The sequence below is a fragment of the Bradyrhizobium sp. 139 genome (genome assembly GCF_023074175.1).
Classification (GTDB): Bacteria; Pseudomonadota; Alphaproteobacteria; order Rhizobiales; family Xanthobacteraceae; genus Bradyrhizobium.
Map to the genome: position 1 here is coordinate 67,120 of NZ_JADPKS010000006.1, position 25,445 is coordinate 92,564.

General features: G+C 61.8%; 24 protein-coding genes and 3 pseudogenes. 18 read left to right on the forward strand and 9 right to left on the reverse strand.

The features are described 5' to 3' along the window. Positions 1-50 precede the first annotated feature (50 nt). The 11 genes and pseudogenes from IVA80_RS00825 (at position 51) to IVA80_RS00875 (ending at position 11,261) form a co-directional block, all read left to right on the forward strand. Positions 51-1,174 (forward strand): annotated as a pseudogene (locus IVA80_RS00825) (mandelate racemase/muconate lactonizing enzyme family protein). Between the two features lie 236 nt (positions 1,175-1,410). Further along, positions 1,411-2,643, forward strand: coding sequence for a branched-chain amino acid ABC transporter substrate-binding protein (locus IVA80_RS00830; protein WP_247424514.1), 1,233 nt, complete (start codon positions 1,411-1,413; stop codon positions 2,641-2,643). A gap of 120 nt (positions 2,644-2,763) precedes the next feature. After that, positions 2,764-3,711, forward strand: coding sequence for a branched-chain amino acid ABC transporter permease (locus IVA80_RS00835; protein WP_247424516.1), 948 nt, complete (start codon positions 2,764-2,766; stop codon positions 3,709-3,711). Beyond that, complete coding sequence (locus IVA80_RS00840; RefSeq protein ID WP_247424518.1) at positions 3,708-5,000, forward strand: branched-chain amino acid ABC transporter permease; 1,293 nt, start codon at positions 3,708-3,710, stop codon at positions 4,998-5,000. Before IVA80_RS00835 ends, IVA80_RS00840 begins: the two co-directional genes overlap by 4 nt. Next, positions 4,997-5,746, forward strand: a complete 750-nt coding sequence (locus tag IVA80_RS00845; RefSeq protein WP_247424520.1) for an ABC transporter ATP-binding protein — start codon at positions 4,997-4,999, stop codon at positions 5,744-5,746. The genes IVA80_RS00840 and IVA80_RS00845 overlap by 4 nt, the downstream gene beginning before the upstream one ends. Beyond that, complete coding sequence (locus IVA80_RS00850; protein ID WP_247424523.1) at positions 5,746-6,441, forward strand: ABC transporter ATP-binding protein; 696 nt, start codon at positions 5,746-5,748, stop codon at positions 6,439-6,441. The genes IVA80_RS00845 and IVA80_RS00850 overlap by 1 nt, the downstream gene beginning before the upstream one ends. Before the next feature lie 28 nt (positions 6,442-6,469). Next, entirely contained in the window at positions 6,470-6,619 is a 150-nt protein-coding gene (locus tag IVA80_RS00855) for a hypothetical protein (RefSeq protein ID WP_247424526.1), read from the forward strand. A gap of 34 nt (positions 6,620-6,653) precedes the next feature. Continuing rightward, positions 6,654-7,868: an ABC transporter substrate-binding protein gene (locus IVA80_RS00860; protein ID WP_247424529.1), complete on the forward strand. Its 1,215-nt coding sequence runs from the start codon at positions 6,654-6,656 to the stop codon at positions 7,866-7,868. A gap of 93 nt (positions 7,869-7,961) precedes the next feature. Beyond that, a complete protein-coding gene (locus IVA80_RS00865) occupies positions 7,962-9,155 on the forward strand; it encodes a CoA transferase (protein ID WP_247424532.1) in 1,194 nt (397 codons plus the stop codon). 100 nt (positions 9,156-9,255) lie between these two features. Beyond that, positions 9,256-9,474: a hypothetical protein gene (locus IVA80_RS00870; RefSeq protein WP_247424534.1), complete on the forward strand. Its 219-nt coding sequence runs from the start codon at positions 9,256-9,258 to the stop codon at positions 9,472-9,474. Between the two features lie 224 nt (positions 9,475-9,698). Further along, a complete protein-coding gene (locus tag IVA80_RS00875; protein WP_247424537.1) occupies positions 9,699-11,261 on the forward strand; it encodes a L,D-transpeptidase in 1,563 nt (520 codons plus the stop codon). A gap of 20 nt (positions 11,262-11,281) precedes the next feature. Here IVA80_RS00875 and IVA80_RS00880 read toward each other — a convergent pair whose 3' ends face one another. The 3 genes from IVA80_RS00880 to IVA80_RS00890 form a co-directional block, all read right to left on the reverse strand. After that, a complete protein-coding gene (locus IVA80_RS00880) occupies positions 11,282-12,094 on the reverse strand; it encodes a class I SAM-dependent methyltransferase (RefSeq protein ID WP_247424540.1) in 813 nt (270 codons plus the stop codon). 100 nt (positions 12,095-12,194) lie between these two features. Then, positions 12,195-12,731 carry a VOC family protein gene (locus IVA80_RS00885; RefSeq protein ID WP_247424541.1) on the reverse strand — a complete coding sequence of 179 codons (537 nt, stop codon included), beginning with the start codon at positions 12,729-12,731 and terminating at the stop codon, positions 12,195-12,197. 40 nt (positions 12,732-12,771) lie between these two features. Next, positions 12,772-13,455 (reverse strand): tripartite tricarboxylate transporter substrate binding protein, encoded by a 684-nt coding sequence (locus IVA80_RS00890; RefSeq protein ID WP_346347950.1) that lies wholly within the window; start codon positions 13,453-13,455, stop codon positions 12,772-12,774. A gap of 166 nt (positions 13,456-13,621) precedes the next feature. Between IVA80_RS00890 and IVA80_RS00895 the strand changes: the two genes are divergently transcribed. From IVA80_RS00895 to IVA80_RS00905, 3 genes and pseudogenes are all read left to right on the forward strand, one after another. Further along, the gene (locus IVA80_RS00895) at positions 13,622-14,206 is read left to right on the forward strand and encodes a HutD family protein (RefSeq protein ID WP_247424547.1); all 585 of its coding nucleotides are present in this window, start codon (positions 13,622-13,624) and stop codon (positions 14,204-14,206) included. 129 nt (positions 14,207-14,335) lie between these two features. Further along, positions 14,336-15,517: an adenylate/guanylate cyclase domain-containing protein gene (locus IVA80_RS00900; protein WP_247424549.1), complete on the forward strand. Its 1,182-nt coding sequence runs from the start codon at positions 14,336-14,338 to the stop codon at positions 15,515-15,517. A gap of 169 nt (positions 15,518-15,686) precedes the next feature. Beyond that, a pseudogene (locus IVA80_RS00905) lies at positions 15,687-16,420 on the forward strand (adenylate/guanylate cyclase domain-containing protein). Positions 16,421-16,601: 181 nt separating this feature from the next. Here the strand turns inward: IVA80_RS00905 and IVA80_RS38275 are convergent. Next, entirely contained in the window at positions 16,602-16,730 is a 129-nt protein-coding gene (locus IVA80_RS38275; protein ID WP_256374932.1) for a hypothetical protein, read from the reverse strand. A 79-nt stretch (positions 16,731-16,809) separates the two neighbouring features. After that, a complete protein-coding gene (locus tag IVA80_RS00910; RefSeq protein ID WP_247424579.1) occupies positions 16,810-17,271 on the reverse strand; it encodes a universal stress protein in 462 nt (153 codons plus the stop codon). Between the two features lie 511 nt (positions 17,272-17,782). Here IVA80_RS00910 and IVA80_RS00915 point away from each other — a divergent pair. From IVA80_RS00915 to IVA80_RS00925, 3 genes are all read left to right on the forward strand, one after another. Continuing rightward, a complete protein-coding gene (locus tag IVA80_RS00915; RefSeq protein WP_247424551.1) occupies positions 17,783-19,813 on the forward strand; it encodes a hypothetical protein in 2,031 nt (676 codons plus the stop codon). A gap of 67 nt (positions 19,814-19,880) precedes the next feature. Then, positions 19,881-21,551, forward strand: a complete 1,671-nt coding sequence (locus IVA80_RS00920) for an arylsulfatase (protein ID WP_247424554.1) — start codon at positions 19,881-19,883, stop codon at positions 21,549-21,551. A gap of 153 nt (positions 21,552-21,704) precedes the next feature. Continuing rightward, complete coding sequence (locus tag IVA80_RS00925; RefSeq protein WP_247424557.1) at positions 21,705-22,142, forward strand: hypothetical protein; 438 nt, start codon at positions 21,705-21,707, stop codon at positions 22,140-22,142. 28 nt (positions 22,143-22,170) lie between these two features. On the opposite strand, the gene IVA80_RS00930 is transcribed toward IVA80_RS00925, so the two are convergent. Continuing rightward, positions 22,171-23,295 carry an AraC family transcriptional regulator gene (locus tag IVA80_RS00930; RefSeq protein WP_247424561.1) on the reverse strand — a complete coding sequence of 375 codons (1,125 nt, stop codon included), beginning with the start codon at positions 23,293-23,295 and terminating at the stop codon, positions 22,171-22,173. Between the two features lie 136 nt (positions 23,296-23,431). On the opposite strand from IVA80_RS00930, the gene IVA80_RS00935 reads away from it, so the two are divergent. Next, positions 23,432-23,587, forward strand: coding sequence for a hypothetical protein (locus tag IVA80_RS00935; RefSeq protein WP_247424564.1), 156 nt, complete (start codon positions 23,432-23,434; stop codon positions 23,585-23,587). Between the two features lie 167 nt (positions 23,588-23,754). Here IVA80_RS00935 and IVA80_RS00940 read toward each other — a convergent pair whose 3' ends face one another. The 3 genes and pseudogenes from IVA80_RS00940 to IVA80_RS38515 all read right to left on the reverse strand — a co-directional run. Beyond that, on the reverse strand, positions 23,755-24,330 hold the full coding sequence (locus tag IVA80_RS00940; RefSeq protein WP_247424567.1) for a PIN domain-containing protein: 576 nt from the start codon (positions 24,328-24,330) through the stop codon (positions 23,755-23,757). Continuing rightward, a complete protein-coding gene (locus IVA80_RS00945) occupies positions 24,320-24,766 on the reverse strand; it encodes a helix-turn-helix domain-containing protein (protein ID WP_247424570.1) in 447 nt (148 codons plus the stop codon). The genes IVA80_RS00940 and IVA80_RS00945 overlap by 11 nt, the downstream gene beginning before the upstream one ends. Positions 24,767-25,348: 582 nt before the next feature. After that, a pseudogene (locus IVA80_RS38515) lies at positions 25,349-25,445 on the reverse strand (IS21-like element helper ATPase IstB); the annotation flags it as partial.

Consider the following 25,445-nt stretch of genomic DNA (forward strand, 5'->3'; position numbering starts at 1 on the left):
CCACGTGGTCTCAGCTCGATCGCAAGATCTGCAACAACAAGATCTGCAATATGACTGACAGCTTCACCATCCGCTCGATCGAGGCATTCTGCTATCGCTATCCCCTGGCGACGCCGGTGGTGACCTCGTTCGGCAAAATGCTCAACCGTCCCGCCGTCTTCGTCCGCGCCGTCGACGAAGACGGCGTCGAGGGATGGGGCGAGGCTTGGTCGAATTTTCCGGCACCGGGCGCGGAGCATCGCACCCGGCTTGTCAACGAGGTGCTCGCGCCCGGCCTCGTCGGGCGCAAGTTCGAGGGTCCCGCCCGGGCGTTTGAGACCCTGACTGAGGGCACCGATGTGCTGGCGCTTCAATGCGGTGAGCCCGGTCCGTTCGCGCAGGCGATTTCGGGCATCGATCTCGCACTGTGGGATCTCTCCGCGCGCCGCCGGCGTTTGCCGCTGTGGCGGCTGCTCGGCGGGCAGTCGAGCAAGATCAAAGTCTACGCCAGCGGCATCAATCCCGGCGGTGCCGCGCAGACGGCCGAAGCCGCGCTCAAGCGCGGCCATCGCGCACTGAAGCTGAAGGTCGGCTTCGGTGCCGAGACCGACCTCGCTAATCTCGCCGCGCTGCGCGCGATCGTCGGCGGCGGCATGCTGGCCGCGGATGCCAATCAGGGCTGGTCGGTGGCGCAGGCGCTAACGTGCTGCCGCGACTTGCCGAGTTCGATCTGCGCTGGCTGGAAGAGCCGATCCGCGCCGACCGGCCGCGCGAGGAATGGCGCAAGCTGCGCGCGAGCGCGAAAATGCCGATCGCCGCCGGCGAGAACATTTCCAGTGTCGAGGGATTCAAAGAGGTTCTGGCCGAGGACGTGCTCGGCGTGGTTCAGCCCGATATCGCGAAATGGGGCGGGCTCAGCGTCTGCGCCGAACTGGCGCGGGACATTCTCAAGGCCGGCAAGACATTCTGCCCGCATTATCTCGGCGGCGGCATCGGGCTGCTGGCCTCGGCGCATCTCCTGGCCGGCATCGGAGGCGACGGCTGGCTCGAGGTCGATGTCAACGACAATCCGCTGCGCGATCTGTTTTGCGGTCCCGTCGCGAATGTGACTGATGGCACGATCGCCCTCGGCGAGGAGCCGGGGCTTGGGTTCACGCCAGACCTGTCAGGGATCGCGGACTATCGCAGCCTGTAGGGGGCACCGACACGGCGCGCGATCCATGCGAGTTCCCCCTTGCGTTCTATTCCTCGCCACGGAAAGCTGCGCAGGGGACGGGCAGCCACATCACATTTCATAGCGGCGACTGGAGCCATGTCCTGTTGCGCTTGAAAATCAAGGTTCGTTCTGCTCATAAGAGGGCTGAAATTGCGCTGCAACACGCGCAAAAAAGCCCATCGACTAAAGTCGATAGCCAGCGAGGAAGCGAAATAATGCGTAAATTAACTTTGGCCATTGCCGTGATCGCCCCGATGCTCGGTCATGCCGCGTCGGCCGAGGACACCGTCAAGATCGGCTATATCGATCCGCTCTCCGGCGGCGGCGCCAGCGTCGGCGAGGGTGGTTTAAAGACATTCCAGTATCTGGCCGATGAGCTCAACGCCAAGGGCGGCATTCTCGGCCACAAGGTCGAGATCGTCCCGCTCGACAACAAGACCAATCCGCAGGAGAGCCTGGTGCAGGCCCAGAAGGCGATCGACGCCGGGGTCCACTACATCACCCAGGGCAACGGTTCGTCCGTCGGCGCGGCGCTGTCGGACTTCGTCACCAAGAACAACACGCGCAATCCCGGCAAGGAAGTGCTGTACTTCAACTACGCCGCCGTCGATCCGAGCCTGACCAACGAGAAGTGCAGCTACTGGCATTTCCGCTGGGATGCGAGCTCCGACATCAAGATGGAGGCGCTCACCAACTACATGAAGGACACCGCCTCGATCAAGAAAGTGTACCTGATCAACCAGGACTATTCGTTCGGCCAGTCGGTGCGTACCGATGCGCGCAAGATGCTGGGCGCCAAGCGGCCTGACATCCAGATCGTCGGCGACGAGCTGCATCCGCTGCTGAAGATCACCGACTTCTCGCCCTACATCGCCAAGATCAAGGCGTCCGGTGCGGACAGCGTCGTTACCGGCAATTGGGGCCAGGATATCGCGCTGCTGCTCAAGGCTGCCGCGGACGCCGGTCTGAAGGTCAACTGGTACACCTATTATGCAGGCGGCGCCGGTGGCCCGACCGCGATCAAGCAGACCGGTCTCGACCACCAAGTCTTCCAGATCACCGAAGGTTTCGCCAATTCGGGCAACCAGGCCGCGATGGACTACGAGAAGGCCTTCCGTGCGAAGGTGAACCTGTCGCTGTGGTATCCGCGTGCGGTCAACGAGATGCGCATGTTCAAGGCCGCGGCCGAGAAGGCCAAATCGATCGATCCCGTGAAGGTCGCGGCGGCGCTCGAGGACTTGAAGTTCGAGGTGCTCGACGGCGGTCAGGGCCTCATGCGCAAGGACGATCACCAGTTCTTCCAGCCGATCTACATCTCCTCCTTCGGCAAGCTCGCCGCGAACGAGCCGTTCGACGAGGAGAGCACCGGTTGGGGCTGGCATCTGGTCTCCAAGATCGATACGCCGCAGGCCATGGTCCCGACGACCTGCAAGATGGTGCGGCCGTAATCACGACGTCTGCCGTTTTCCCGCGGCCGCCATTGGTCGCGGGAAGGGCGCCGGCCGGACTGCGTTTGATTGGACGATGTTCGCCGGGGCCATCAGGCCCCGGCCAGAGACGAGTGCGCTGTGCTTGAACTCATTGTCATATCGACCCTGAACGGCGTGCTGTTCGGCATGCTGCTCTTCCTGCTGTCGAGCGGGCTGACCGTCATCTTCAGCATGATGGGCGTGCTCAACTTCGCCCATGCCAGCTTCTACATGCTCGGCGCCTTCTTCGGCTTTCAGCTCACGAAATGGATCGGCTTCTGGCCGGCACTGGTCCTCGCGCCGCTGCTGGTGGGCGCCATCGGCATGGCAGTTGAGCGTTACGGCCTGCGCAACACCCACAAGCATGGCCATGTCGCGGAATTGCTGCTGACGTTTGGTTTGGCTTTCGCGATCGAAGAGATCGTGTCGATGATCTGGGGCAGGAGCCCGCTCGACTATCGCGTGCCGGCACTGCTCGACTTCCCGGCCTTCACGATCTTCTCGACCAACTATCCCGCCTACAAGATCTTCATGCTGGCGGTGTCGATCGTGATCTTCGTGGCGCTGCTGATCGTCCTCAAGCGCACCCGCGTCGGCTTGATCGTTCAGGCGGCGCTGACGCATCCCCACATGGTCGGGCATCTCGGTCACAATGTCGGGCGCGTGTTCATGGTGGTGTTCGGCGTCGGCAGCGCGCTCGCCGGCCTTGCCGGCGTCATTGCCGGACCAGCCCTGGTGACGCAGTCGGACATGGCTGCGGCACTCGGGCCCATCCTGTTCGTCGTCATCGTGTTCGGCGGCCTCGGCTCCTTGCCCGGTGCTTTCATCGCCTCGCTTGTCATCGGACTGGTGCAGACCTTTGCGGTGGCGCTGAACGGCTCGCTGGCGAGTGCGTTCGGACCGCTCGATCCGTCGACGGGACCGTCCGTCCTCACCGACATCTGGAACGTCACGATCGCGCAGGTCGCGCCGATCGTTCCCTATATGCTGCTGGTGCTTATTCTGATCGTTCGCCCCATGGGCCTGATGGGGACGCGCGAGTCATGACGACTGCAACGCGTTCGACATCGAAAGCCACCGCGACGCCCGCCGGCGGCGGCGTGCGCTTCTACGGTGTCTGGCTGCTCGGCATCGCCGTGCTGATCGTCCTGCCGCTGATCTTCTCCTCAGGAGGCTCGCTGACGTCATTCAGCCTGATCGGCATCGCGATCGTCTTCGCGCTGTCCTACAACATCCTGCTCGGCCAGACCGGCCTGCTGTCGTTCGGCCACGCCGTGCACTACGGCCTCGGCGGCTTCGCGGCCTGTCACATGATGAACGCGGTGGTGTCGCACGGTTGGCCGATTCCGCTTCCGTTCATTCCGCTGTTCGGCGGGATCGGCGGTCTCGTCTTCGCAATGATCATCGGCTGGGTCATGACGAAGCGCGCCGGTACCGTGTTCGCGATGATCTCGCTCGGCATCGGCGAATTGGTGGCGTCGTCCTCGCTGATCCTGCGATCGATGTTCGGCGGCGAAGCCGGCATCACCACGGATCGCACGGCGTTGCCAAAGATGCTCGGCTGGTCGTTCGGCCCGCAGCTTCAAGTGTACTATCTGATCGCGTTCTGGCTGGTTCTGTCGGCGATTGCAATGTACGCGCTGACTCGGACGCCGCTGGGGCGGATCAGCAATGCCGTCCGCGACAATCCCGAACGCGTCCAGTTCATCGGCTACGATCCTCATGTGGTCCGCTATCTCGCCTTCTGCTTTGCCGGGTTCTTCGCCGGCGTTGCCGGCGGGCTCGCCGCGATCAATTTCGAGATCGCGAACTCCGCCTATCTCGGTGCGATCCAGTCAGGCCTCGTGCTGTTCTCCACCTTCATTGGCGGCACCGCCTATTTCTTCGGACCGATGCTTGGCGCGATCCTGGTGACCTATCTCCAACTCGGGCTCACCAATGTCACCAGCGTCTGGCAGCTCTATTTCGGCATCATCTTCATCGGCATCGTGATGTTCTCGCCGGGCGGTATCGCCGGCCTGTTGATGATGCACCGGCCGCTGGTCCGCGCCGGAACGCTGTGGACGGTGATCCCGTCCTATCTGGTCGCAATCGTGCCGACCGTGGCGCTCGCCTGCGGCGTCATCCTCACCATCGAGACGGTCGCGCGCTATTCCGGCGGCGACCCGATCAACCTGTTTGGCATTTCCTTCAATGCGAAGTCCCCGGTGACGTGGATTGCCGCAGCAGTTCTCCTGGTCGGCGGCGCGTTCGTCGCGCGGCTGGCCTGGCGGAGGATCGCGGACGCGTGGGACAGGGCTGCGACGGTCGCCCGTGACCGGGGGTATCTGGCATGACCGCAGCCATCGAAGTCCGCGCCGTCGAAAAACGCTTCGGCAATGTCGGCATCATCCGCGATCTCAATCTCGGCGTCGCGAAAGGCGAGCGTCACGCCATCATCGGTCCGAACGGCGCCGGAAAATCCACGACGTTCAATCTGATCAGCGGCCATATCAAGCCGACCTCGGGCGAGGTGAAGCTGAACGGCGATGTGATCTCCGGCCTGCGGCCGTTCGAGATCAACCGGCGCGGCCTGTCGCGCTCGTTTCAGGTCACCAACGTGTTCGCCCGCATGTCGGTCTGGGAGAACGTCCGCTGTGCCGTGCTGTGGGCGACGGGGCATCGCTACGCCTTCTGGAAGAACGTCGACAGCCTGCCGGAAGTTCGCGAGCGTACGGCCCAGATCCTGGACGACATCCATCTGACGCATCGGCGTGATGTTCCGGCGGGACTTTTGACCTACGCCGAGCAGCGCGAGCTCGAGATCGGCATCACCATTGCGAGCGGCGCCACGGTCGTCATGCTGGACGAGCCGACCGCGGGCATGAGCCACGCCGAAACCGACCGCGCGGTGTCGCTGATCCGGCGATTGACCGAGGGCAAGACTCTCGTCATCGTCGAGCACGACATGAGCGTCGTGTTCGGTCTTGCCGACCGCATCTCGGTTCTGGTCTACGGCCACATCATCGCATCAGGCACGCCGGAAGAAATCCGGCGCGATCCGAAGGTCAAGGAAGCCTATCTCGGCGAGGAAGCGCACTGATGCTCGAGGTCAGGGATCTCCACGCCTACTACGGCAAGAGCCACATCCTTCAGGGTGTCGATCTCGACGTCGCCGCGGGCGAGGTCGTGAGCCTGCTGGGTCGCAACGGTGTCGGCCGCTCCACCACGATCAAGGCGATCATGGGGGAGGTCGCTCCACAAGGCACCATCCGCTTCAAGGGCAAGGATATCGCCGGCCTTCCCAGCTACAAGATCGCGCGCCTCGGCCTCGGCTATGTGCCCGAACATCGCGATATCTTCCCGAGCCTGACGGTTCGCCAAAACCTCCTGCTCGGCGTCAAGGACACGCGCCGTCCCGGGAAATGGCGGCTTCAGGACATGCTCGACATGTTCCCCAATCTCGCCGCGCGTGCGGATACGGCCGCGGGCGTTTTGTCCGGCGGCGAGAAGCAGATGCTCACGACCTGCCGGACGCTGATGGGCGATCCCGATCTCATCATGATCGACGAGCCGACCGAAGGTCTCGCGCCGCTGATCGTGCAGCAGGTCGGCGATCTCATCGCGCGTATCGCGCAGGCTGGTGTTGCAATTCTGCTCGTCGAGCAGAAACTGTCGATCGCGATGCGCATCTCCAAGCGCATCTACATCATGGGGCACGGCCGCGTCGTGTTCGAAGGCACGCCGGACGAGCTCAAGGCCAACGCTGCCGTGCGCCAGGAATGGCTCGAGGTCTGACGTCGCCTTCAGGCGATGAGCCGTTGAAATGGAACGGCTGCAAGATGCGCATACGCATCTGAATTCTTCGCTACATCTCACGCTTCGCAATCGGGGTATCGTCGCCCTCGCCAGCATCGCGATCGATGCGGCCGATGATAACCAGAAGAAAGTGGAGGGCGCCGGCGGCGGCCCGTGAGCTCGTGCGTCGATGCGTCTTGCCTGGGAAGGAAATGCCGAGCATGCCGGGAAAACAACTGATTCATGGAGCTGTCGCTCTGTTGGCAGTTTTGGGGGCAGCTTCGGCTGCTATCGCCGGAACCTACGATACCGGCGCGACCGACACGAGCATCAAGCTCGGGCAAACCATGCCCTATTCGGGACCGGCCTCGGCCTATTCCGCGATCGGCCGGGCCGAAGCCGCCTATTTCAAGATGGTCAACGAGAAGGGCGGTATCAACGGCCGCAAGGTCGATCTCATCAGCATGGATGACGCCTATTCGCCGTCGAAGACGGTCGAGCAGATGCGGCGGCTCACGGAGAGCGACGAAGTGCTGGCGATGTTCTCGATGCTCGGTACCGCGCCGAACATCGCGGCGCAGAGATATCTGAACGCCAAGAAGATTCCGCAGCTCTTCCCGTCGAGCGGCGCCAGCCGCTGGAACGACCCGCAGCATTTTCCGTGGACCACCGGCTCACAGCCGACCTACAAGACGGAAGGCCGCATTTACGCCAAATGGATTCTGGCGAACAAGCCGAATGCCAAGATCGCGGTCATCACGCCGAACGAGGATGCGGGCAAGGACTATCTTGCCGGCTTCAAGGAAGGGCTCGGCGAGCACGTGGGCCAGATCGTGTCGGAGGCCGTCTACGAGACGTCGGATCCGACCGTCGACTCCCAGATCGTGAAGTTCAAGGCCGCCGGCGCCGACGTTCTGTTCGATGAATGCACTCCGAAATTCGCGGCGCAGGCGATCAAGAAGGCCGCCGAGCTCGGCTGGAAGCCGCAGATCATCCTGCCGGCTGTCTCCAACTCCGTGGGCTCCGTGCTGACCCCGGCCGGTCTCGACAACGCCATCGGCATTGTCACCGGCGCCTTTCAGAAGGATCCCGGCGATCCGCGCTGGGCCGATGATCCCGGCATGAAGGCCTGGCGCGACTGGATGAAGACCTACAATTCGAGCGCTGATCCGGCCGACATCTTCAATGTCACCGGCTACACCATGGCGCAGATGATGGAGCTGGTGCTGCACCGCGCCGGCAATGATCTCACGCGTGCCAACCTGATGAAGCAGACGCAATCCTTCAAGGATGTCGAACTGCCGATGCTGCTGCCGGGCATCAAGCTGAATACCTCGGCCGAGCAGGTCACGCCGATCCGGCAATTGCAGATGGCGCGCTTCAACGGCAAGTCCTGGGAGCTGTTCGGCGACGTTCTCGGCGAATAGTATCGGCGTTTCGTGACAGGCGGGCATGGCGCCAGCCTGCCCGCTTGCAATTGCCCCTACCGTGATCGCTTCCTCCAGCCACAGTGAAAAACGATGACACCGACCGGCCCCCTCAGCGGTATCCGCGTTCTCGATCTGACGAGCGTGCTGTTCGGCCCCTACGCCGCGCAAATGCTCGGCGACTGGGGCGCCGACGTCATCAAGATCGAGCCGCCCGCGGGCGATACCTGGCGCTACACGGGCGTGTTTCGAAACCGCGGCATGAGCGGGCAGTTCATGGCGGTCAACCGCAACAAGCGCAGCCTTGCGCTGGATCTGAAGCACCCGCACGGCAAGGCGGCGCTGGCGCGATTGATCCCGACGGTCGATGCGCTCGTCACCAATGTGCGGCCGGCCGCGATGGCACGTCTCGGATTCGGTTACGAGGCCTGCGCAAAGCTCAATCCGCGGCTGATCTACGCCGCGGCGACCGGCTTCGGCCAGGACGGCCCGTGGGCGGCGCGCCCCGCATTCGACGAGATCATCCAGGCAGCTTCGGGGCTGGCATCATCGATCGGATCGGACGAGGAGCCCGAATTCATCCCGAGCCTCGTCGGCGACAAGATCTGCGCGCTTGCAATGGTCGGTGCCGTGTCTGCTGCGCTGTTCCGGCGCGAGCGCACCGGGCAGGGCCAGATGGTCGAAGTGCCGATGCTGGAAACGATCGCTGGCTTCAACAGTATCGAGATGCTGGGCGGATATGCGTTCGATCCGCCGATCGGCCCGACCGGCTACAAGCGGATGAAAAACCGGCGCCCGGTGCAGACGAAGGACGGCTGGCTGACGATGCTGCCTTATTCCGGGGACAATTGGTGCGCCTTCTTCGAGGCTATCGGCCGCCCCGAACTGATCGAGCAGCTTGGGGTGCGCGATCCCGTGCTTCGTTCCCAGAACATCGACCAGATCTACGACCGCATGAGCGAGATCGGGCCGACACGCACCACGACGGAATGGGAGGAGCTATTGCTGCGGCTGGATGTGCCGCACACGGCCTTCGCCCGGCTCACCGAAATCGGCGAGCAGCCGCATCTCGCAGCGGTTGGGTTGTTTGCGGACATCGATCATCCGACCGAAGGACGGATTCGGCAGGCGCGGCCCGCGACGAAATTCTCGGAAAGCCCGGCCGGCATCCATCGCATGCCGCCGCGCCTCGGCGAGCACTCGCGCGAGGTGTTGCGTGAGGCCGGTCTGAGCGAGGCGGAAATCCAGGCGTTCGTCGACAGCAAGGCGGTGGGACTGGGATCGTAACGCCCTGAGCGCGTGACGCAATTCTCTGTGACGACCGTCACATCCTGCTGCCGCGGGCAAGGCCTAGCATCGGGGCGTTCATCAAAGCCTGGATTCGATTATGACCACGACCGACCTTGCCTTCGTTTTGCGCAAGCTGGGTCTTGCCGCAGCGCTCATCTGCGTCCTCCTCAGCCTCACGGTCTTCGCGGTGCTGCTGGTCATGCAGCATGAACCGGTCGGGCAGGCAGCCTTGCGCGCTCTGCCCCTCCTGGTCTTTGCGCTGTTCGGCGCATTCGGCGCTGCAATGACGCGGCTGATCGGGCGCCAAACCGAATAGCTCGGTTCAACCGGACATTCTGCCGCAGCGATTCGCCGTCAGCTTCGGACCAGCTTGGCCATGGGCCACCCTTCCGCCTGCGCGAGCCGTCGTATATGAGAGATTTGCCGCTATCAGGGCCGAATATCGCCAGATATGGAACGCAAGGTGGCTGCGATTTCTTAATTGAGAGATCGCAATCTGATCGACTTAAGGCGCGGGCGGGACCTGGACCGGGGTATGGCATGAAAGACCTGATGACGACGGCGCAATCCACCACGGCGATGCGGCGTTGGCGGCCTCCCGGACTTGTTGCGCTCGCAACGGTGGCCGCCCTGACGGCGCTGACCGCCGGCGCCGAGGCGGCCAAGCAGGCCCGCCAGCCAACCGAGGCGGTGGCGCCGCGTGAGGCCGGCGAGCCGATCATGGCGATCGTGTCGATCAAGAGCCAGCAGGTCACCTTCTACGACGCCGACGGCTGGATCCTGCGTGCCCCGGTGTCGACCGGCACCACGGGACGCGAGACGCCCGCCGGCGTCTTCGCCATCATCGAGAAGGACAAGGATCACCACTCGACCATGTATGACGATGCCTGGATGCCGAACATGCAGCGCATCACCTGGAACGGCATCGCGCTCCACGGCGGGCCGCTGCCCGGCTATGCCGCCTCGCATGGCTGCGTGCGCATGCCCTTCGGCTTCGCGGAGGGCCTGTTCGACAAGACGCAGATCGGGATGCGGGTGATCATCTCGCCGAACGACGCGGCCCCGCTCGATTTCTCTCATCCCGCGCTGTTCATGCCGAAGCGGGAGGCGATTGTTGCCGCGCCGAACCGGGTCGACAAGCTCTCCGGCGAGGCCGAGGAGGCCGCGCGGGCCGCCGACGAGGCCAAGAAGGCCGCTGCGGCGGCAGCGAAGGAGGCCGCGGGGCTACCTGCGTCGCTGCGCAAGCTGGAACAGCAAAAGGCCCGCGCCGACGCCGAGTTCGCCTTCGCCGCCAAGTCGCTGGCCGCCGCAAAGAGCGACCAGGCTATGGCCAAGGCTGAGGAGCTGAAGCAGAGGGCCGCCGCCAAGGCCGCCGATGCGGCAACGCAGCTCGATGCCGCCAAGGCCGCCGCGCAGCCGAAGCGCGATGCCGTCGCCGCCACCAAGGAGGCCGCGAAGGTCGCGGCGACCAAGAAGGCCGACGCGGTGAAAGCTGCGACCGACGCAAAACTCGCGCTCGAGCCGGTCTCGGTCTACATCAGCCGCGCCACGCAGAAACTCTATGTGCGGCGAAACACGCACAAGCCGGCGCCGGATGGCGGCGGCGAGGTGTTCGACACGAGCATCGAGGTTCCCGTCACGATCCGCAATCCCGACCTGCCGCTCGGCACGCATATCTTCACGGCGATGGCGAAGAACGCTACCGGCCTGCGCTGGAGCGTGGTCACGATCGAAAACGGTGACGAGGCCAAGGATGCGCTCGACCGCATCACCATCCCGCAGGACGTGCTCGACCGCATCGCGCCGACCGCATTGCCGCGCTCGTCGATCATCATCTCGGACGAGCCGCTGAGCGCCGAGACCAACTACCGCACCGAGTTCGTCGCGGTGCTGAGCAATCAGCCGCAGGGCGGCTTCATCACGCGCAAGCCGACCGCGCCTCCGATGGCCATGGCGAGCGATGATGGCTGGGACAATGGCGGCAACGGTTTCGGCTACTTCTTCCAGCAGCGCGATCCGTACCCGCAGCCGGTCAATCCGCGCCGGCGCGGCCAGTATCAGTATTATCAACCGGCGCAGCCGATGCAGCGGAGCTTCTGGTAGGGGCGGGCCGAAGCCCGCAACTACCGGCGCGCTTCGATCACGATAGCCTGGATCCTGCCCTCGACCGCTCCGGAGCCGTGGCGCGTTCGGACCGCCTCGGCAACGAGGTCAGTTGCGGCCTGAAGCTTGCCGGCGTCCCTGGCCTCGATCTCGCTGCGCAGCGGCGTGCCCTGGCAGAGCGCGATCGCGACGTACTCGGGCGACGGCGCGCGGCTTATTTCGGACCGTGTTTCGATCGATATGTCGCGGAAGCCCGCACGTTCGAGGTCGGCTCTGATGACGGCCTTGTCGTAATAGCCGTGCGGCGTGCGGACCATGAAACGGGGCGGATCATCGGGAAACATCTTGCCGAGTGCGATCGTCGCTTCATGCGTGAGCACGTTGTCCTCGATGCGATCCCAGACGTTGAACACGAACGTGCTATTCGGCTTCAGGACGCGCTTCACTTCGCCGTAAGCCTTGAAGCGATCCGGAAAGAACATCGCGCCGAACTGGCAGCAGACCACGTCGAATGCGGCGTCGTCGAAGGGCAGGGCCGATGCATCCGCCTGGCGCCAGGTGATGCGATCATCATCTGTCTGACGCTGCGCGGCGACCGCAAGCATCGGCTCGTTGAGGTCGGTCGCGACATAACGGGCGCCGCGCGGCAGCGCCGCCGCCACGGCGCGCGTCACGACACCGGTGCCCGCTGCGATCTCGAGCAGCACCGAGGGAGAGAGAGCCGCGACGCGCCTCGCGATGTCGTCCGCATAAACGGAGAAGATCATCGGGACGAGATACTCGTCGTAGAGCTTTGGGATCGAGCCGGCGAAAACCTTGTCAGTGTTGGACATGCTTGCCTCGCTGAAGGTTCGGACACGAGGTTCATGCTACCATGGTTCGCGGCCTCACCGCACCAGCAGCTTCCTCTGGTCGCAATCCGGCGATCGGGATTTAAGGCTTCCCGCCGACCTCGCGGATCGGCCGCGACCCGTCCCAGCTCGCCGCCGCCAGCCGGACCTTCTCGAAGAACGGGCCCTTGGTGCCGCTGATATCGGAGATCTCGATGATCGTGCCCGGATGGGCCTGCGTGTCGAAATAGGCAAAGCGACCCTTGTCGCCGCCGATCTGGCCCTCGTGGCCGATCCTGTAGCCGAGCCCGATCGCCTTGTCGTAGAGCGCCTGGTAGTCGTGGCTCCAGTAGGACATGTGCTGGAGACCTTCGTGGCCGGCGTCGAGGAACTCCCTGTACAGCGAGGGCGCGTGGTTGCGCGGCTGGATCAGCTCGATCTGGAGATCGCCGGAATTGGCGAGCGCAATGCTCATCTCGACCGCGGAATCCTGCCCGCGATGGCGGAACCAATCGGTCTTGACGCGGTCCATGTAATACCAGGGGCCGACACCCATCACCTCGATCCAGTGCTTCATCGCGGCGTGGATGTCCCGCACCACATATCCGTTCTGGCGCACCGCGCCGAAGATGCGGCTCATGCCCGCGCTCCCCTTGTCACCTTGGTCACTTGACCTCGATTCACTTGAGCTCAATACCTGCGTCCTTGGCAACCTGCTTCCAGGCCGCGATGTCGCGCGCGTTGATGTCGCGCTGCTCGTCGCCGGAGACGAATTGCGGCGTGATGCCGAGCCCCAGGAGCTTCTCCTTCATCTCGGCATCGCCGAGTGCGTCCTTCAGTGCTGCCGAAAGCTTCTTCGCGATCGGTTCGGCGAGGCCTGCAGGCGTATACACCGCCCAGGACAGGCTGCGGTCGAACGGAACGCCCTGCGCCTTGTAGCTCAAGACATCCGGCAGGCTCGGCGAGCGCTCGCCGCAGGCGGCCAGCGCCTTGATCGAGCCGTCCTTCACCAGCGGTGTCGCGGTCGCCATATCGAGCGTGGCAAGGGAGATGTGGCCGCCGAGCAGGTCATTGGCGGGAAAATCCCTGGTCGCGACCAGCATGATCGATGACGTGCCGATGCGGCCGATTGTCGTAAAATCCTTGATCGAATCGTAAGCCAGTTTTGGATAGATCGCCGGCGCCAGCACGTGCGTGGTCATGCCGCCGACAGTGATGGTGTAGCCATCGTTTGCAGCCGCAGCGACCATTTGCGTGCCGAGCGTGCCCGCCGCGCCCGTGTGATTCTCGATATAGATGCTCTGTCCGAGCGACTTGCCTCGGACGAAAGCGTCTACGTCACCGCACAGACGCTCGCGGTGGATAGCGGGCTGAGCGGGATGTGAGTCCTGGTCTATGAACGCAACGCAAGCCTCGGGCAATCGTGCGTCCCGCGCCTTCGCAGACCCAAGCTCCTTGTACGCCAGGGGCCATCGCGCGCATGATGCGCGCGGGTGATGCCCAATTCCTTTTTTCGGACTGGACCAAAACATGAAAACCACGCTGCTCAAATTCGAAGACTACACCCGTTCACCCTGGAAGAACGGCGGCGGCATCTTCACCGACATTGCGGATGCCCATCGCGCTGGCGCATCGGTGAGGGATTGGGACAGCCTGCTCTGGCGCTTTGCCTCGACCCCGATCGTGGCGCCCGGTCCCTTCTCCCACATGCCCGGCATCGACCGGCTGCAGATGGTCGTCGGCGGGCGCGGCCTGGTGCTGAAGGCGCCCACGCAGGAGTTCGACGAGCGCGAACCTTTTACGACCGTGCGCTTCACCGGCGAGCTCGAGATCGTGACCGAGCTCGAGGCCGGTCCGGTCGAGGTCGTGAATTTGATGGCGCGGCGCGGTGCGGCGGTGATCGAACTTCTGGCGCTCAGGGAGCCCGGCGAACGGCAGCTCGCCGCAGGCACGCATCTGGTCTACGCGGCGTGCGGCGATTGCAGCATCCGTCTCGGCGGCGAGGATTTTGCGGTTCCCGGCAGCGGCACGCTGAAGGTCGAGCTCACCGGGGCTGTGAGGCTCGCGCTGGTTTCAGGTCTGGCGGTGCTGGGGTCGATCCGGCTCGCAGGCTAGGCGGCAACTATCCCGATAAGCCGCTGCGCACAATCCGTGCGACTGGCCAGGTTGACGCCGCCGAGCGGGAGCACGATATCTGCCCAGATGCAGACCGCCGCGCAAGGCACGATATGGACGGGCAGGATAATGAACGCGCCAGAGCAAAATCTTTCCGACGGCGTCGTCGACTGGCTGACCAACGGCACGCGCGACGAGCGCTTCATCGACAACATTTTTGGCGAGATGTGCGTCCGCCTGCAGCAGGCCGGCATCCCCCTCGCTCGGTCGACGCTTCATGTCCTGATCCAGCACCCGCAATGGCTGGGTGCCCGTTTCATGTGGTCCGACGGCATGCGCGAGGCGGAGATCTCGCGGGTCGATTTCGACGTGCGGGAGCGCTCCGAGTACATCGGCAGTCCCGCCAATGAGATGCAGGACGGTGCCACCGAGCTGCGCGAGAACCTTGAACGTGACCCGGCGCTCGGCCGCAAGCACGCCCTTTATGACGAGATGCGCGCGAAAGGCCTGACCGACTACGTCGCCTGGCCGCTCTACCATACCCTCGGCAAACGCCATCTCGTCACGTTCGCGACCGACCGACCCGGTGGTTTCGCTGACGCGCATATCGCTGCGCTGAAGAAGCTCTTGCCGGTGCTGGCGCTGGTCAGCGAAATCCGCGTCAAGAATCGCCTGGCGCGAACCCTGCTGGAGACCTATGTCGGCTCGCACGCCGGCGAGCTGATCCTGGCCGGCGCCACCAGGCGCGGCACCGGCACCACGGTGCGTGCCGCGATCATGATCTGCGATCTCCGCGATTTCACCAAGATCTCCGACAACTGGCCGCGCGACGACGTCATCGATCTCCTCAACGATTATTTCGACGCGATGTCGGAGCCGATCGCGCGGCACGGCGGCGAAATCCTGAAATTCATCGGCGACGGCCTGCTCGCCATCTTCCCGCTCAGCGAGCCGAAGGCCTGCGCAAACCTGCTGCACGCCGTGACTGAAGCGCGTCAGGCCATGGCCGCGCTGAACGAGCGGAACAACGGTACCGGCCGCGCGCCGCTGAACTACGGCATCGGCGTCCACGTCGGCGACGTCATGTACGGCAATATCGGATCAAGCACCCGGCTCGACTTCACCGTCATCGGTCCCGCCGTCAACATGGCGTCCCGTCTCGAAGCCCTGACCAAGCAACTGGGACGAACGGTGCTGCTCTCGCGGACGTTCGCCGAGCTGGTCGAGCGGGAGTTCGAGCTCGAGCATGTCGGCAAACACGAGGTGCGCGGCTTCAGCGATCCGATTGAGCTGTTTGCGTTTCACAAGTGAGGGGATACTCGCAGCCACGCAGCTTGCCCAATCGCACGCGTCAAGCGCTGCGTATCCGGCCTTGCGCGAGAGCATGGGCGATCTTCGAGTCCAGTTGCCAACGCAGAGTTGTGTGACTAAGGTTTGGCGTTCGGTCTGCCCAAGCGTTTCATCGATCGGCCGCACGTTCATGCCAAAATTCCTTCGCATCGGAATCCATCAGTCGAACGTATCGGGTTACACATCGAAGGCGTGGTGTGTCCGGCGCGTTGGCACGGCGATCTTCCTGAAATGGGGCGCCGTGGAGGTCCAGGGCGCGGGCGACGGACGAAAGGTCTACTGGACGCGTCTGCCGCAGGAGAAGACAATTCGCTGCGGCAGCGCGCAGCGCGCCCAGGATTACGCAAAGGCCGCGATCGCGCGGCGCCGCAACCATCGCTATGAGCCGCTGGCCGGGCCCATTGCGTCGATATCGTCGGCTCCACCGAAAAAGCCGCAAAGCTCGGCGATGCGCGCTGGACCAAGATCATGAGCCACTATTACGCCGCCGTCCGCAAGGAACTGAAGACCTCGCGCGGAAAGGAAGTCGTGACGACGGGCGACGGCGTATTGGCGACGTTCAAGGCGCCGGCTGCCGGTGTCAGTTGCGCAGCCGCGATCCAGAGGGCCGTGCGCACGCTGGGGCTCGAGATCAGGGTGGGGCTGCATGCGGGCGAGTACAATGTGAGCGGCGGCGAAAGGGTCGGCCTCGCCTTCCACATCGGCACCCGCGTCGCTGCCAAGGCGCGTGCCGGCGAAGTTTTGGTGTCGAGCGCGGTCAAAGATCTGCTGGTGTCGCAGTCCGGTGTTCGCTTGAGGGATCACGGCCTGCATCAGCTCAAGGGCGTGCCGGAGCGATGGCGGCTGTACCGGGTCGAACATTAGGTTGGCGTTGTCACGCAACTAAAGGTTCGCGCAGCCTAAAGCGCGATGGCATTGGGGTTCAATCGCCATCGCGCGTTAGGCTGTTGTTTGCGCATGATCTTTTCGGAAAACCGCTGTGCACTTTTCCGGATCATGCTTTAGCGGCCTTTACCTTGGCATGAGAGAGGCCATCAACTCAACATCACCGCACCCCCGTGCCTTTGCAGCGCTGGCACTTCACCACCTTATCGCCCTTCTTGAGCAGACCTTTGCCTTCACAATTCTTGCATTTCTGTTTCTTCTTGATGTTCGGGCCTTTTTCACTCACCATGAAATTCTCCTGCCGCGAGAGAGCGGTCTTGTGCGGTAGCTCAGCGGAACGATTGAGCGGTGTCGGGTAAGCCCTACACCTATGTCGGCTTCGGCACCACCAGCACGGGAACGCTTCCGTCCACCAGGACCTCGGATGTCTGGCTGCCCAAGAACAGCTTCCTGAGGCCGCGTCGCCCATGAGAGGCCATCACGATCAGGTCGCAGCCCCGGGACTTCGCTGTATCGATGATCGCAGTCGCCGGGTGCGCATTCGGAACATGCAAAAATTCTGCAGGCGTGCCGATCTGCTCCGACAGGGCGCGCGCTTCATCGAGCACCTTGCCCGCGCGGGCCTTGCAGGCTGCGTCAAAGCTGTCGATTTCGTCCTGCGTCGGAATCCAACCCGAGGCGTGTCCGCTGCCATAGTCGACCGGCAGCGCTTCCGTCACGGTGATGATTGTCAGCCTGGCGTTCAAGGCCTTCGCCAAGGTGATGCCATGCTCAACCCCTTTCCTCGCGACGTCCGATCCATCCGTGCTCAAGAGAATGTTGGCGTACATCCGGTGGCTCCCTTGCTCGTCGAACATAGTGATGTCCGGCTAATATGATCCGATAGGCACCGTGGGTCCATGCGCTTTCTTTGGTCCTGGTCTCACTGTCACGGCCTCAGAAGGGCGGCCTCGCACGACGTGGACACGTCTGGTTCTGCTCCAGCTAAACTTTTATTCACGTTCGATGCAGGCAGCCGAAGCTGGCATAGGCCTCTGTCTCGTGTTCGCGAAGATTGTACGCGCCTCGGGCAAATCGGAAACTACCTTGTGATTTGGGAATAAGCGCACGACAACACACCTCTGGGGTGGCGGATCGGATCTCTTGCCTCGCGGGGGATCACCCAATCGACCGGTCGCGATTGACCCAGAACGGACGTTGGTCCTGAAGACGGAAATTCCTTCGCTTGCCGAAAGTGCATAGCCCGGAAAGTGATCGCGCTCCATTCTGCGGCGGATCAAGAAGATCCGGTAGCCGCAAAATTCGGCAGTCTACCGACCTGGAAGCCGAACCATCCGTTTCATGGAGAAGACGACCATGCGACTGGCACAAAAATTCTGGCTTGTTTTTCTCGCGCTCGGCGCTGCGATTGCCGTACAAGGAGCTCCTGCGTCCGCACAACAGCGGCTCGAAGGTCAGGTCTTGCTTGCAGGTGAGCCGGTCGTCAGCGCGACTGTTACTCTCTGGACTGCGGGTGCAGACCAGCCCAGGCAAGTTACCCAGACGCAAACCGGCGCGGATGGCCGCTTTGCACTCAGCACACCCCCCGGGGCTGGCAACGCTCCCACGTACCTTGTGGCCAAAGGCGGCACGGCGGGAGGCGCGGCGAACACGGGCGTCAACAATGCCATCGCCCTGATGGTATTGCTTGGAGACCCATTGCCGAGAGCAGTCACCGTTAACGAACTTACCACTGTAGCCTCGGCGTTCGCTGCCGCTCAATTCATCAAGGGGGAGGCAATCTCCGGTAATCCGCTCGGAATGCGGATTGCTGCCGGAAACGTTCCGAACCTCGTAGACCCCGCGACCGGCCAATGGGGCAAAGTGCTGTTGGACCCGCTTAACAGCACCCGGACTACCACGCTGGCTAACTTGAATACGCTTGGTTCGCTCATCACCGCATTCGCCACAACGACTAACGAGGATTGGCGCGCTCGCTTCCTCAAGGCCGCAACCGTTCCCGGCGGAGCCACCCCGAAGAATGTCATCGAGGCAATGACCGGTATTGCTCGCAAGCCGTGGGCGCAGCCAAAGGAACTCTATGCGCTATTCGATGAAGCATATCCGCAGCCGAAGGACGGTGCCCGGCGCAAGGCACCGTTCGTACCGTATCTGGCCTACGTCCCGGATGACTTCGTCCTGTCGCTTTGCTTCGCGGGCGGCGGCGTTTACTCGGCCGGTCGCCTCATGTTCGACGCCGAGAGCAATCTATGGAGCGGACAAAACTGGATGGCCGGTTCGCAGTCCGGCGTCAATCAAAGTATTGGTGGCGGCGTAGTCAAACTCTCGCCTAACGGAACCGCGCTCTCGCCGCCCATCACCGGCTTCACCGGAATGGGCATCGATGGCGTCGGCTGGGGCACCGCCGTAACAAAGGACAAGGTCTGGCTCACGAGCTTCAACGGGAAGATCCTCGTACTGGATTTCGATGGTCATCCCATCGGTACAGAGAGCGACTTCCCGTTCAAAGAGAAATTCCTTGGCCTGATGGGCATCGGTGTTGCCGCGAATGGCGACGTCTGGATAGCAGATGGGTCGGACAATCAGTTGCTGCATTTTCCCGGCGGGCGGGTGACTGACGGCCGGATCGTAAAAGTCGGCGGACTGAAGTCTCCCTTCGACATCGTTATCGATGCCCAAAATCGCGTTTGGGTCAGCAACTCCCAGTCGGACAAGGTTGTACGGTTCCCCGCCGACGATCCGTCCAAGGCGGAGTCATTCCGCGCCGGGATCGGTGTTCGCGCTCTCGCGCTCGACTCGAAGAGCAACGTATGGGTTGCGAGTAACATGTCGCTCGATTTTCCCCCGCCCGTCATTCCCGACGGCGCGTCGATCATGGAGCAGTTCAAAATCGCCGCCGGGCATATGCTTAAGGTCCTCGAAACCAACCCCCATATGGTCACCGGCGTGGTCAATATGATCCGTCCCGATGGCTCCCAGCCTGCTCCGACCGGCTTCACGGGTGACAAAGCTGTCAGCGTGCCGTGGGGCTTGAACATCGACGGCAACGACGACGTCTGGATTGGCAATTTCTGGGGCCGAGGGGTGGTGCTGATGGCCGGAGACAATACGAAGGGCCATCCCGCTGGCACCAAGATGGGTGATGCCATCCATGTTTTCAAAGGCGGCAGCATCCAGATGCTGACCGACGTTTCGATCGACCCGGCGGGCAACGTTTGGGCGGCGAACAACTGGAACGACCTCAACGGCGCCGCCTCGCCCGATCCGACTCGCCCGACTTCGACATGGGGTGGAGGGTCCGGCATCACGGTTATCTACGGAGTGGCTGCTCCCGTGCAGCCGCCACGCATGGGAATGGTGCGCAAGCCATAAGCGCCGCTATCGTTGCGCACACGAGTACGGTCGCGCAGATCGCCCGGTATCGTCCAAGGAGTGAACCATGAAGGTGAGTAGAAAACTTTGGCTTGGACTACTGGCATCAGCTGCCGGTGTGACCCTTGCCGCCGCGCCGGCGTTCGCACAAAAGAAGCCCAACATCGTTGTGCTGATGACCGACGACACCGGTTGGAACGATTTCGGCGCTTACACGGGCGGCGGGGCGGCGCTTGGCCACCCGACGCCGAATATAGACCGTGTCGCAAAGGAAGGCGCTCTGTTTACGTGCTGGTACGGCCAAGCCAGTTGCACGGCCGGCCGCTCTTCGTTCATGACAGGGCGCATCCCGATACGCTCGGCATTGTCGGTCGTGGTCGTTCCCAGCGACCGCAATGGTCTCAAGAAAGAGACACCGACGATCGGCGAGTTTTATCAGAAGAACGGGTATTCGACCTTCTACTCGGGCAAATGGCATCTTGGTGACGCGCCCGAGTTCTATCCGATCGAGCACGGCTTCGACGAGATGCAACACTTCGCTGCCTACTATCCGGGCGTTTACGCCTACAGCGACACCTCACCAGACGCCCATCCATGGTTTCCGAAATACAACCCGCAATACTGGGCGATGTATCAGAACGCCGTGAATCGTTACGAGTGGTCAGGCACGGCGGGCAAACCAGCGGCGAAGGGCGACGAGATCACCCTGGACAACCTTTCGGAATTTGATGTCCGTCAGACGGAGACGGCGATCAACTACATCAAGCAGCACGCCAAGGACAGCAAGCCATTCTTCATGGACATCAACTTCATGAAAATGCACCAGCCCAACAGGCCGAGCAAGGCATTCGTGGGCAAGTCTCACCTTGGCAATTATTCGGACGCGATGATGGAGCTGGACTCCGATGTCGGCCGGATCATGGACACGATCCGTACCGAAGCACCCGATACGATCGTCATCATCACGGCCGACAACGGCGCTTGGCAGGACGCTTGGCCCGACGCCGGGACCCACCCATTCCGCGGCGAAAAAGGATCACCGTTCGAGGCCGGTTGGCGCGTGCCCGGCATCATGTGGGCGCCGGGCAAGATCCCGGCGGGGCTCGTTCTGCACGAAATGATGTCGCATATGGACGTGTGGCCCACGACCGCAGCGATGGTCGGGCTCAAGTCACCGACCAAGGGCGAGACCATGGATAACAATGGCAAGCCCATCTATTTCGACGGTGTCGATAACAGCGCCTACGTGATGGGCAAGGCGGAACATTCGGCACGCGATTCCTGGATCTATATCGACGGCGAGAACTTCAATGGCGTTCGCGCGGACATTGGTGGCGACCCCGATGCGCCGTGGCTAAGAATCGCGTGGAAGATGGTCTATACCTCGAAAGATACCTGGATGGGCCCGGAATTGAACATGGGTGCGGTCCCTTCGATCTACAATTTGACCATGGACCCATTCGAAAAATATGACATGACCTTCAACGGTGCCACCCCGACGCGTAACCCGACTTCCTCCCCGGGGCGTTACGCAGGCATGGACAATGGTTGGGCCGCATCTCTGTTGGACCTGCCGCTCCAGGAGTTCAACAAGTCGATCATCAAATATCCGAACATCAGACGTTTCCCGGGAGGAGCCTCGACCGATCTCTTGCCGAATTTGCAAAACCCGGAAAACCCTGTGCCTGCGCTTGATGTGAACAACGCGGCGCGGCAGCTCAGAATGCAGGGGGATTAGAAAGCCGCGGTTCGGACCAGATGGTTGCTTCGAGCTGGTCCTCCTTTTGGCAATCAAATCGGCACGAGCCGAGATCATCTGATCGCGGCAGCTTGGTTCGTTTTCTGAAAGCCGAGAACCATTCGGGCCGAGCAATACCGGCAAGGTGTTCCAATGAAGGGTCTGGATATCTTCATCATAAACACGATTAGACCATTTCTCATCGTGTTCGGCATCGCTACCGGCCTGTCATTGCCGTTCGCCATCGACATAAACCTCCTCACTCCGATGTTTGGTGGCCTTGTGGATTATACGCCTTCCAGCGTGCCCGCGCTGCGGCACTGGGGCATCATGGTCTTTGGAATTGGCGCGCTGATGGCGGTCGCTACCTTCCGTCCCTGGTTGCGCTTCGAGACCATGGTGTTCAGCGCCGTCGAGAAGGGCTTCATGGTCTACTTGTGCATCAGCAATTCTGGCCAGCCATGGGCCAGGGGCTACCTGCTGCCGTTTCTACTCGACTCGACCATCGTCGCGTACAGCATCCTGTATTTTATCAGCAACCAAGGCCGTCCGGAGTCGTGGTCGAGAAGCAAGGGCGATAGTCATGGCTGAGATCACAAGCCGCTATCTTGTCCTGATCTCAACTGGACCTTTGCAGCAATAACGGGCGATTAGGAAAGTCTCGCTGATTATCTGGCGGTCTTTTCAACGTCTCCGAAGGCGTCTCACCAAACAAAGTTCGATAGGCGACTGCGAAGCGCCCCAGCTCCCAGAAACCATGGTCGGTGGCAATTCGGGTTACCGTTACCGTGGAAGGGAGCGCTCGCACCAGCGCACGACGGACAAGGTGCATTCTCCGTAAGTTGAGGTAGCGGATAGGGCCCATTCCAACGTGTTCTTCACACGCAAATCGGAGGGTTCGTTCCGCTACGCCGACGGCTGCGCAAACCTCAGTCAGATACAAGGGTGAGTTTGGGTTCGCCTCCAGGAACTCCTCGAACCGGGCGAGGATGGATTCTTTGCGAAGGGTGCCGCTGTTTGTCGTTGAGACAATGCCTTCAGTCAAACATCTGATCAACACGTGAATAGATTGCTGCTCAAATGCCCGAGTAATTTCTGGAACCTCAAAAAATTCTGGCGTGGTCTTGGCCAGGCGTTCGGCCGTCTCATGTAGCTCCAATAATCGCCTCATGAGGTCTGGGCTTGGCCGAATGGAACGTTTGGTGCGCTCTACGTCAAATTCGCAACCGGCTATCGCTTTGCTTGCCCTTACAAGTTCCTCCGGCGCAAGAGAAATACACCCGAAGTGGAAATCCCCCATAGTTCTTACGTGTTGTACTTCGTAGTCCTCCGCGATCAGTTCACCTTGCGATAACAACCTGCCACAGTGGTACACCTCTGGCTGAACTTGCGAGAGAAAACTGAAGATCTTGCGACCGGGCCTTATCGTCCCTTTGTGGACACGTGCCAAATTTTCATGAAATCGCTGCATCCATAATTCGTTCATTACGATTTGCGTCACTTGGCCTCGAAACTCTCCCTTCACAGTGGGAAATATTCTCATATCGGCGGCACGAACGTTCGTCTGATACGGAAACGGATCGCTGAAACTGAGAACTTTGCTCCAAGCCACTTTCCAATCTCCACCAAGCTCGTTTGGCTCGCGGATCGCGCGTCGGAAAACACGCCTATGATTGAGAACAAACCCGGCGAGCACTATGCAAAAAACGGCAGGAATATGAGAATTTGGAAGAGCTTGCCGCATTTGCATAGCTTCAGGTGACATAAGTGTGACAGGCTGCTCCCAGCGGGACAACAAACCGTCCGGGAATCGCCTCGAGCCAGCATTGGTCAGAAACGACCCAATCGATTGCCTGAGGGCCGTGATGCAAGAGGAACACTTGACCATCGGCCAGTGCGACGAACTAGCGAAAGCTCTGCATGAAGATGCCTTTCGCTTGCCGCACGGATCGGAAAGGGAGAACCTGTTGCAGCTGGCGGAGGGCTACCGCCTCCTTGCCGACATGAAAAGAAAGGTTCCTCGTAAAGTGACTTGACCGTATCCAATGCTGCGGTTTGGTCTGCATCCGGTCGCGTTCGTTGTGTTTTGACGAGGTCGTTTCTGGTGCGAAACTGGTGCGGCGGCTGTCACGGATGGCTTCTTGGACGATGCATCGCTGGTAGGAACGCATTGCCTGGATCGAGCCAATGACGCTTGATGTGCCTACAGATCGGATACGTGCTTCTCTACCCGCTTCGCAACTTGGACGAGTTTTTGACGCTTGAGAATGGGGATGAAGTCTGATGCTGAAACCCCGGTCTTGCTCAGATTCCGTCGGGCATTTGCGAGAGAGCTGATCACCAAGTCCGGGATTTGGTCGAAGAGGCCGGCAAGAAAGGCGTCAGGGGTCATCCTTCGGAGGCCGAACTTCTTCAGCTCGTTTGCTGGAAAGTGACGCAAGTTCCACGTGAGAACGTGCGTTGCGTTGGCGACGATTCCGGCTGCGACGATATGACGATCATCTGGATCTGGCAGGGTTATCTTCGGAATGTGTTCCTCGTACCCACCGACCGTCGCCGCCGGGAGCGCATCATTCATCAACCGTCGGGTAACCTGCAAACGCTCTATCGGAATGGCAGGTACATCAACTACCAAGTTTCGCATCCATTCATCATGGATCTCATCCGTCCAGCGCGCTTCGACCAACCGATCGACTGCGGCCTGAACGAAGATATTCCTGAGATGAAAGGGATACAGAACGCAGGCGTCGAAGACCGCGACGGCGGGCTCAAACCCCATAGCGCCGCCTGAGGTCCTCGGCGTCGTCGGCGAGCGCCTCCATCGCCGCCTGCTGGGCTTCGATCCGTGTCTTCAGTGCCAGAACGTCCTTTAGCTTCGTACGGCGGTGCTTGCCGACATATCGGAATGGCAGATCGCCAGCGTCCATGCGATGCACGACCAGCGGTCGGGAGATTCCCAGGATATCTGCCGCGTCATTCGGACTGAGTTCCTGATCCTCGGCGAGAACCGCGACGCGCTCCCCCTGGAGGAGATGGCCAAGCGCGGTTTCGAGCAGGGCTGCGGCCGCCGGGGGCAGCCTGACGATTTGGTCCTGGCCCGACTTGCGGCGAACCTTGATCTCGACATGATCGCCCTTGCCGAGCTTGCCAAGAGGCTTGGCGGCCTTGCGCTCCTGATCCGAGAGTTCGACGAATTGCAGCATGTGGGCGGTCATGGCGCGGTCCTTTCCAGACCCCAATATATAACGGTTGAGACATTTAACTGCAACAACTGAAATTCCGTCGCGATGTCCGTCGCAGCGGCAGGGGCTCCGGGACCCGATGTTCACACCCACTGCATAGTCGGAAAGGCCTATCAATACCGAAGACGCGCGCCCGTGTGAGGGAGGTAAGCGTGATTACTTCGGAGCTACTAGAGGCGTACCTGGCGTGCCCTTTGAAGTGCTACCTGCAATCGAAGGGGGAGAAATGCGCGGAAAACAGCTTCGCTGCGTGGAGCAAGGCGCAACAGGAGTCCTATCGTCTCGAGGGTATGAAGAGGTTGGGGGAGAGCCCTTCTAGCGGACCGGCTTGCGAGTCGTTGGACGCCTCGCAGCCCTTGAACGGCCGATGGCAGGTCGCGCTCGATCAGAAGTTCGATGTCAAGGACCTGTCGGCCAAGATACATGGTATTCATCGTGTCCCGAGAACGGCAAAAGCCGATGACCTCATTCCCGTGCGGTTCGTCCATACAAACAGATTGTCGCACGCACATCGACTAGCAGCAGCATTCGACGCGATCGTCCTGTCTACGGCTGTCAATCGGCGTTCAAATTTGACCCCGTATCGGCGTCCAATTTTGACCCCTTAGAGCGGCGGGTTTTGACGGTAGCGCTCGCCTCGTCGGAGCTGGTC

What these genes read in the sequence shown, in the direction of transcription:
- IVA80_RS00830 (WP_247424514.1), top strand. Translation starts at nt 1,411, where the DNA reads ATGCGTAAATTAACTTTGGCCATTGCCGTGATCGCCCCGATGCTCGGT.
- IVA80_RS00840 (WP_247424518.1), top strand. Translation starts at nt 3,708, where the DNA reads ATGACGACTGCAACGCGTTCGACATCGAAAGCCACCGCGACGCCCGCC.
- IVA80_RS00845 (WP_247424520.1), top strand. Translation starts at nt 4,997, where the DNA reads ATGACCGCAGCCATCGAAGTCCGCGCCGTCGAAAAACGCTTCGGCAAT.
- IVA80_RS00850 (WP_247424523.1), top strand. Translation starts at nt 5,746, where the DNA reads ATGCTCGAGGTCAGGGATCTCCACGCCTACTACGGCAAGAGCCACATC.
- IVA80_RS00855 (WP_247424526.1), top strand. Translation starts at nt 6,470, where the DNA reads ATGGAACGGCTGCAAGATGCGCATACGCATCTGAATTCTTCGCTACAT.
- IVA80_RS00860 (WP_247424529.1), top strand. Translation starts at nt 6,654, where the DNA reads ATGCCGAGCATGCCGGGAAAACAACTGATTCATGGAGCTGTCGCTCTG.
- IVA80_RS00865 (WP_247424532.1), top strand. Translation starts at nt 7,962, where the DNA reads ATGACACCGACCGGCCCCCTCAGCGGTATCCGCGTTCTCGATCTGACG.
- IVA80_RS00870 (WP_247424534.1), top strand. Translation starts at nt 9,256, where the DNA reads ATGACCACGACCGACCTTGCCTTCGTTTTGCGCAAGCTGGGTCTTGCC.
- IVA80_RS00875 (WP_247424537.1), top strand. Translation starts at nt 9,699, where the DNA reads ATGAAAGACCTGATGACGACGGCGCAATCCACCACGGCGATGCGGCGT.
- IVA80_RS00880 (WP_247424540.1), bottom strand. Translation starts at nt 12,094, where the DNA reads ATGTCCAACACTGACAAGGTTTTCGCCGGCTCGATCCCAAAGCTCTAC.
- IVA80_RS00885 (WP_247424541.1), bottom strand. Translation starts at nt 12,731, where the DNA reads ATGAGCCGCATCTTCGGCGCGGTGCGCCAGAACGGATATGTGGTGCGG.
- IVA80_RS00895 (WP_247424547.1), top strand. Translation starts at nt 13,622, where the DNA reads ATGAAAACCACGCTGCTCAAATTCGAAGACTACACCCGTTCACCCTGG.
- IVA80_RS00900 (WP_247424549.1), top strand. Translation starts at nt 14,336, where the DNA reads ATGAACGCGCCAGAGCAAAATCTTTCCGACGGCGTCGTCGACTGGCTG.
- IVA80_RS38275 (WP_256374932.1), bottom strand. Translation starts at nt 16,730, where the DNA reads ATGGTGAGTGAAAAAGGCCCGAACATCAAGAAGAAACAGAAATGCAAG.
- IVA80_RS00910 (WP_247424579.1), bottom strand. Translation starts at nt 17,271, where the DNA reads ATGTACGCCAACATTCTCTTGAGCACGGATGGATCGGACGTCGCGAGG.
- IVA80_RS00915 (WP_247424551.1), top strand. Translation starts at nt 17,783, where the DNA reads ATGGAGAAGACGACCATGCGACTGGCACAAAAATTCTGGCTTGTTTTT.
- IVA80_RS00920 (WP_247424554.1), top strand. Translation starts at nt 19,881, where the DNA reads ATGAAGGTGAGTAGAAAACTTTGGCTTGGACTACTGGCATCAGCTGCC.
- IVA80_RS00925 (WP_247424557.1), top strand. Translation starts at nt 21,705, where the DNA reads ATGAAGGGTCTGGATATCTTCATCATAAACACGATTAGACCATTTCTC.
- IVA80_RS00930 (WP_247424561.1), bottom strand. Translation starts at nt 23,295, where the DNA reads ATGCGGCAAGCTCTTCCAAATTCTCATATTCCTGCCGTTTTTTGCATA.
- IVA80_RS00940 (WP_247424567.1), bottom strand. Translation starts at nt 24,330, where the DNA reads ATGGGGTTTGAGCCCGCCGTCGCGGTCTTCGACGCCTGCGTTCTGTAT.
- IVA80_RS00945 (WP_247424570.1), bottom strand. Translation starts at nt 24,766, where the DNA reads ATGACCGCCCACATGCTGCAATTCGTCGAACTCTCGGATCAGGAGCGC.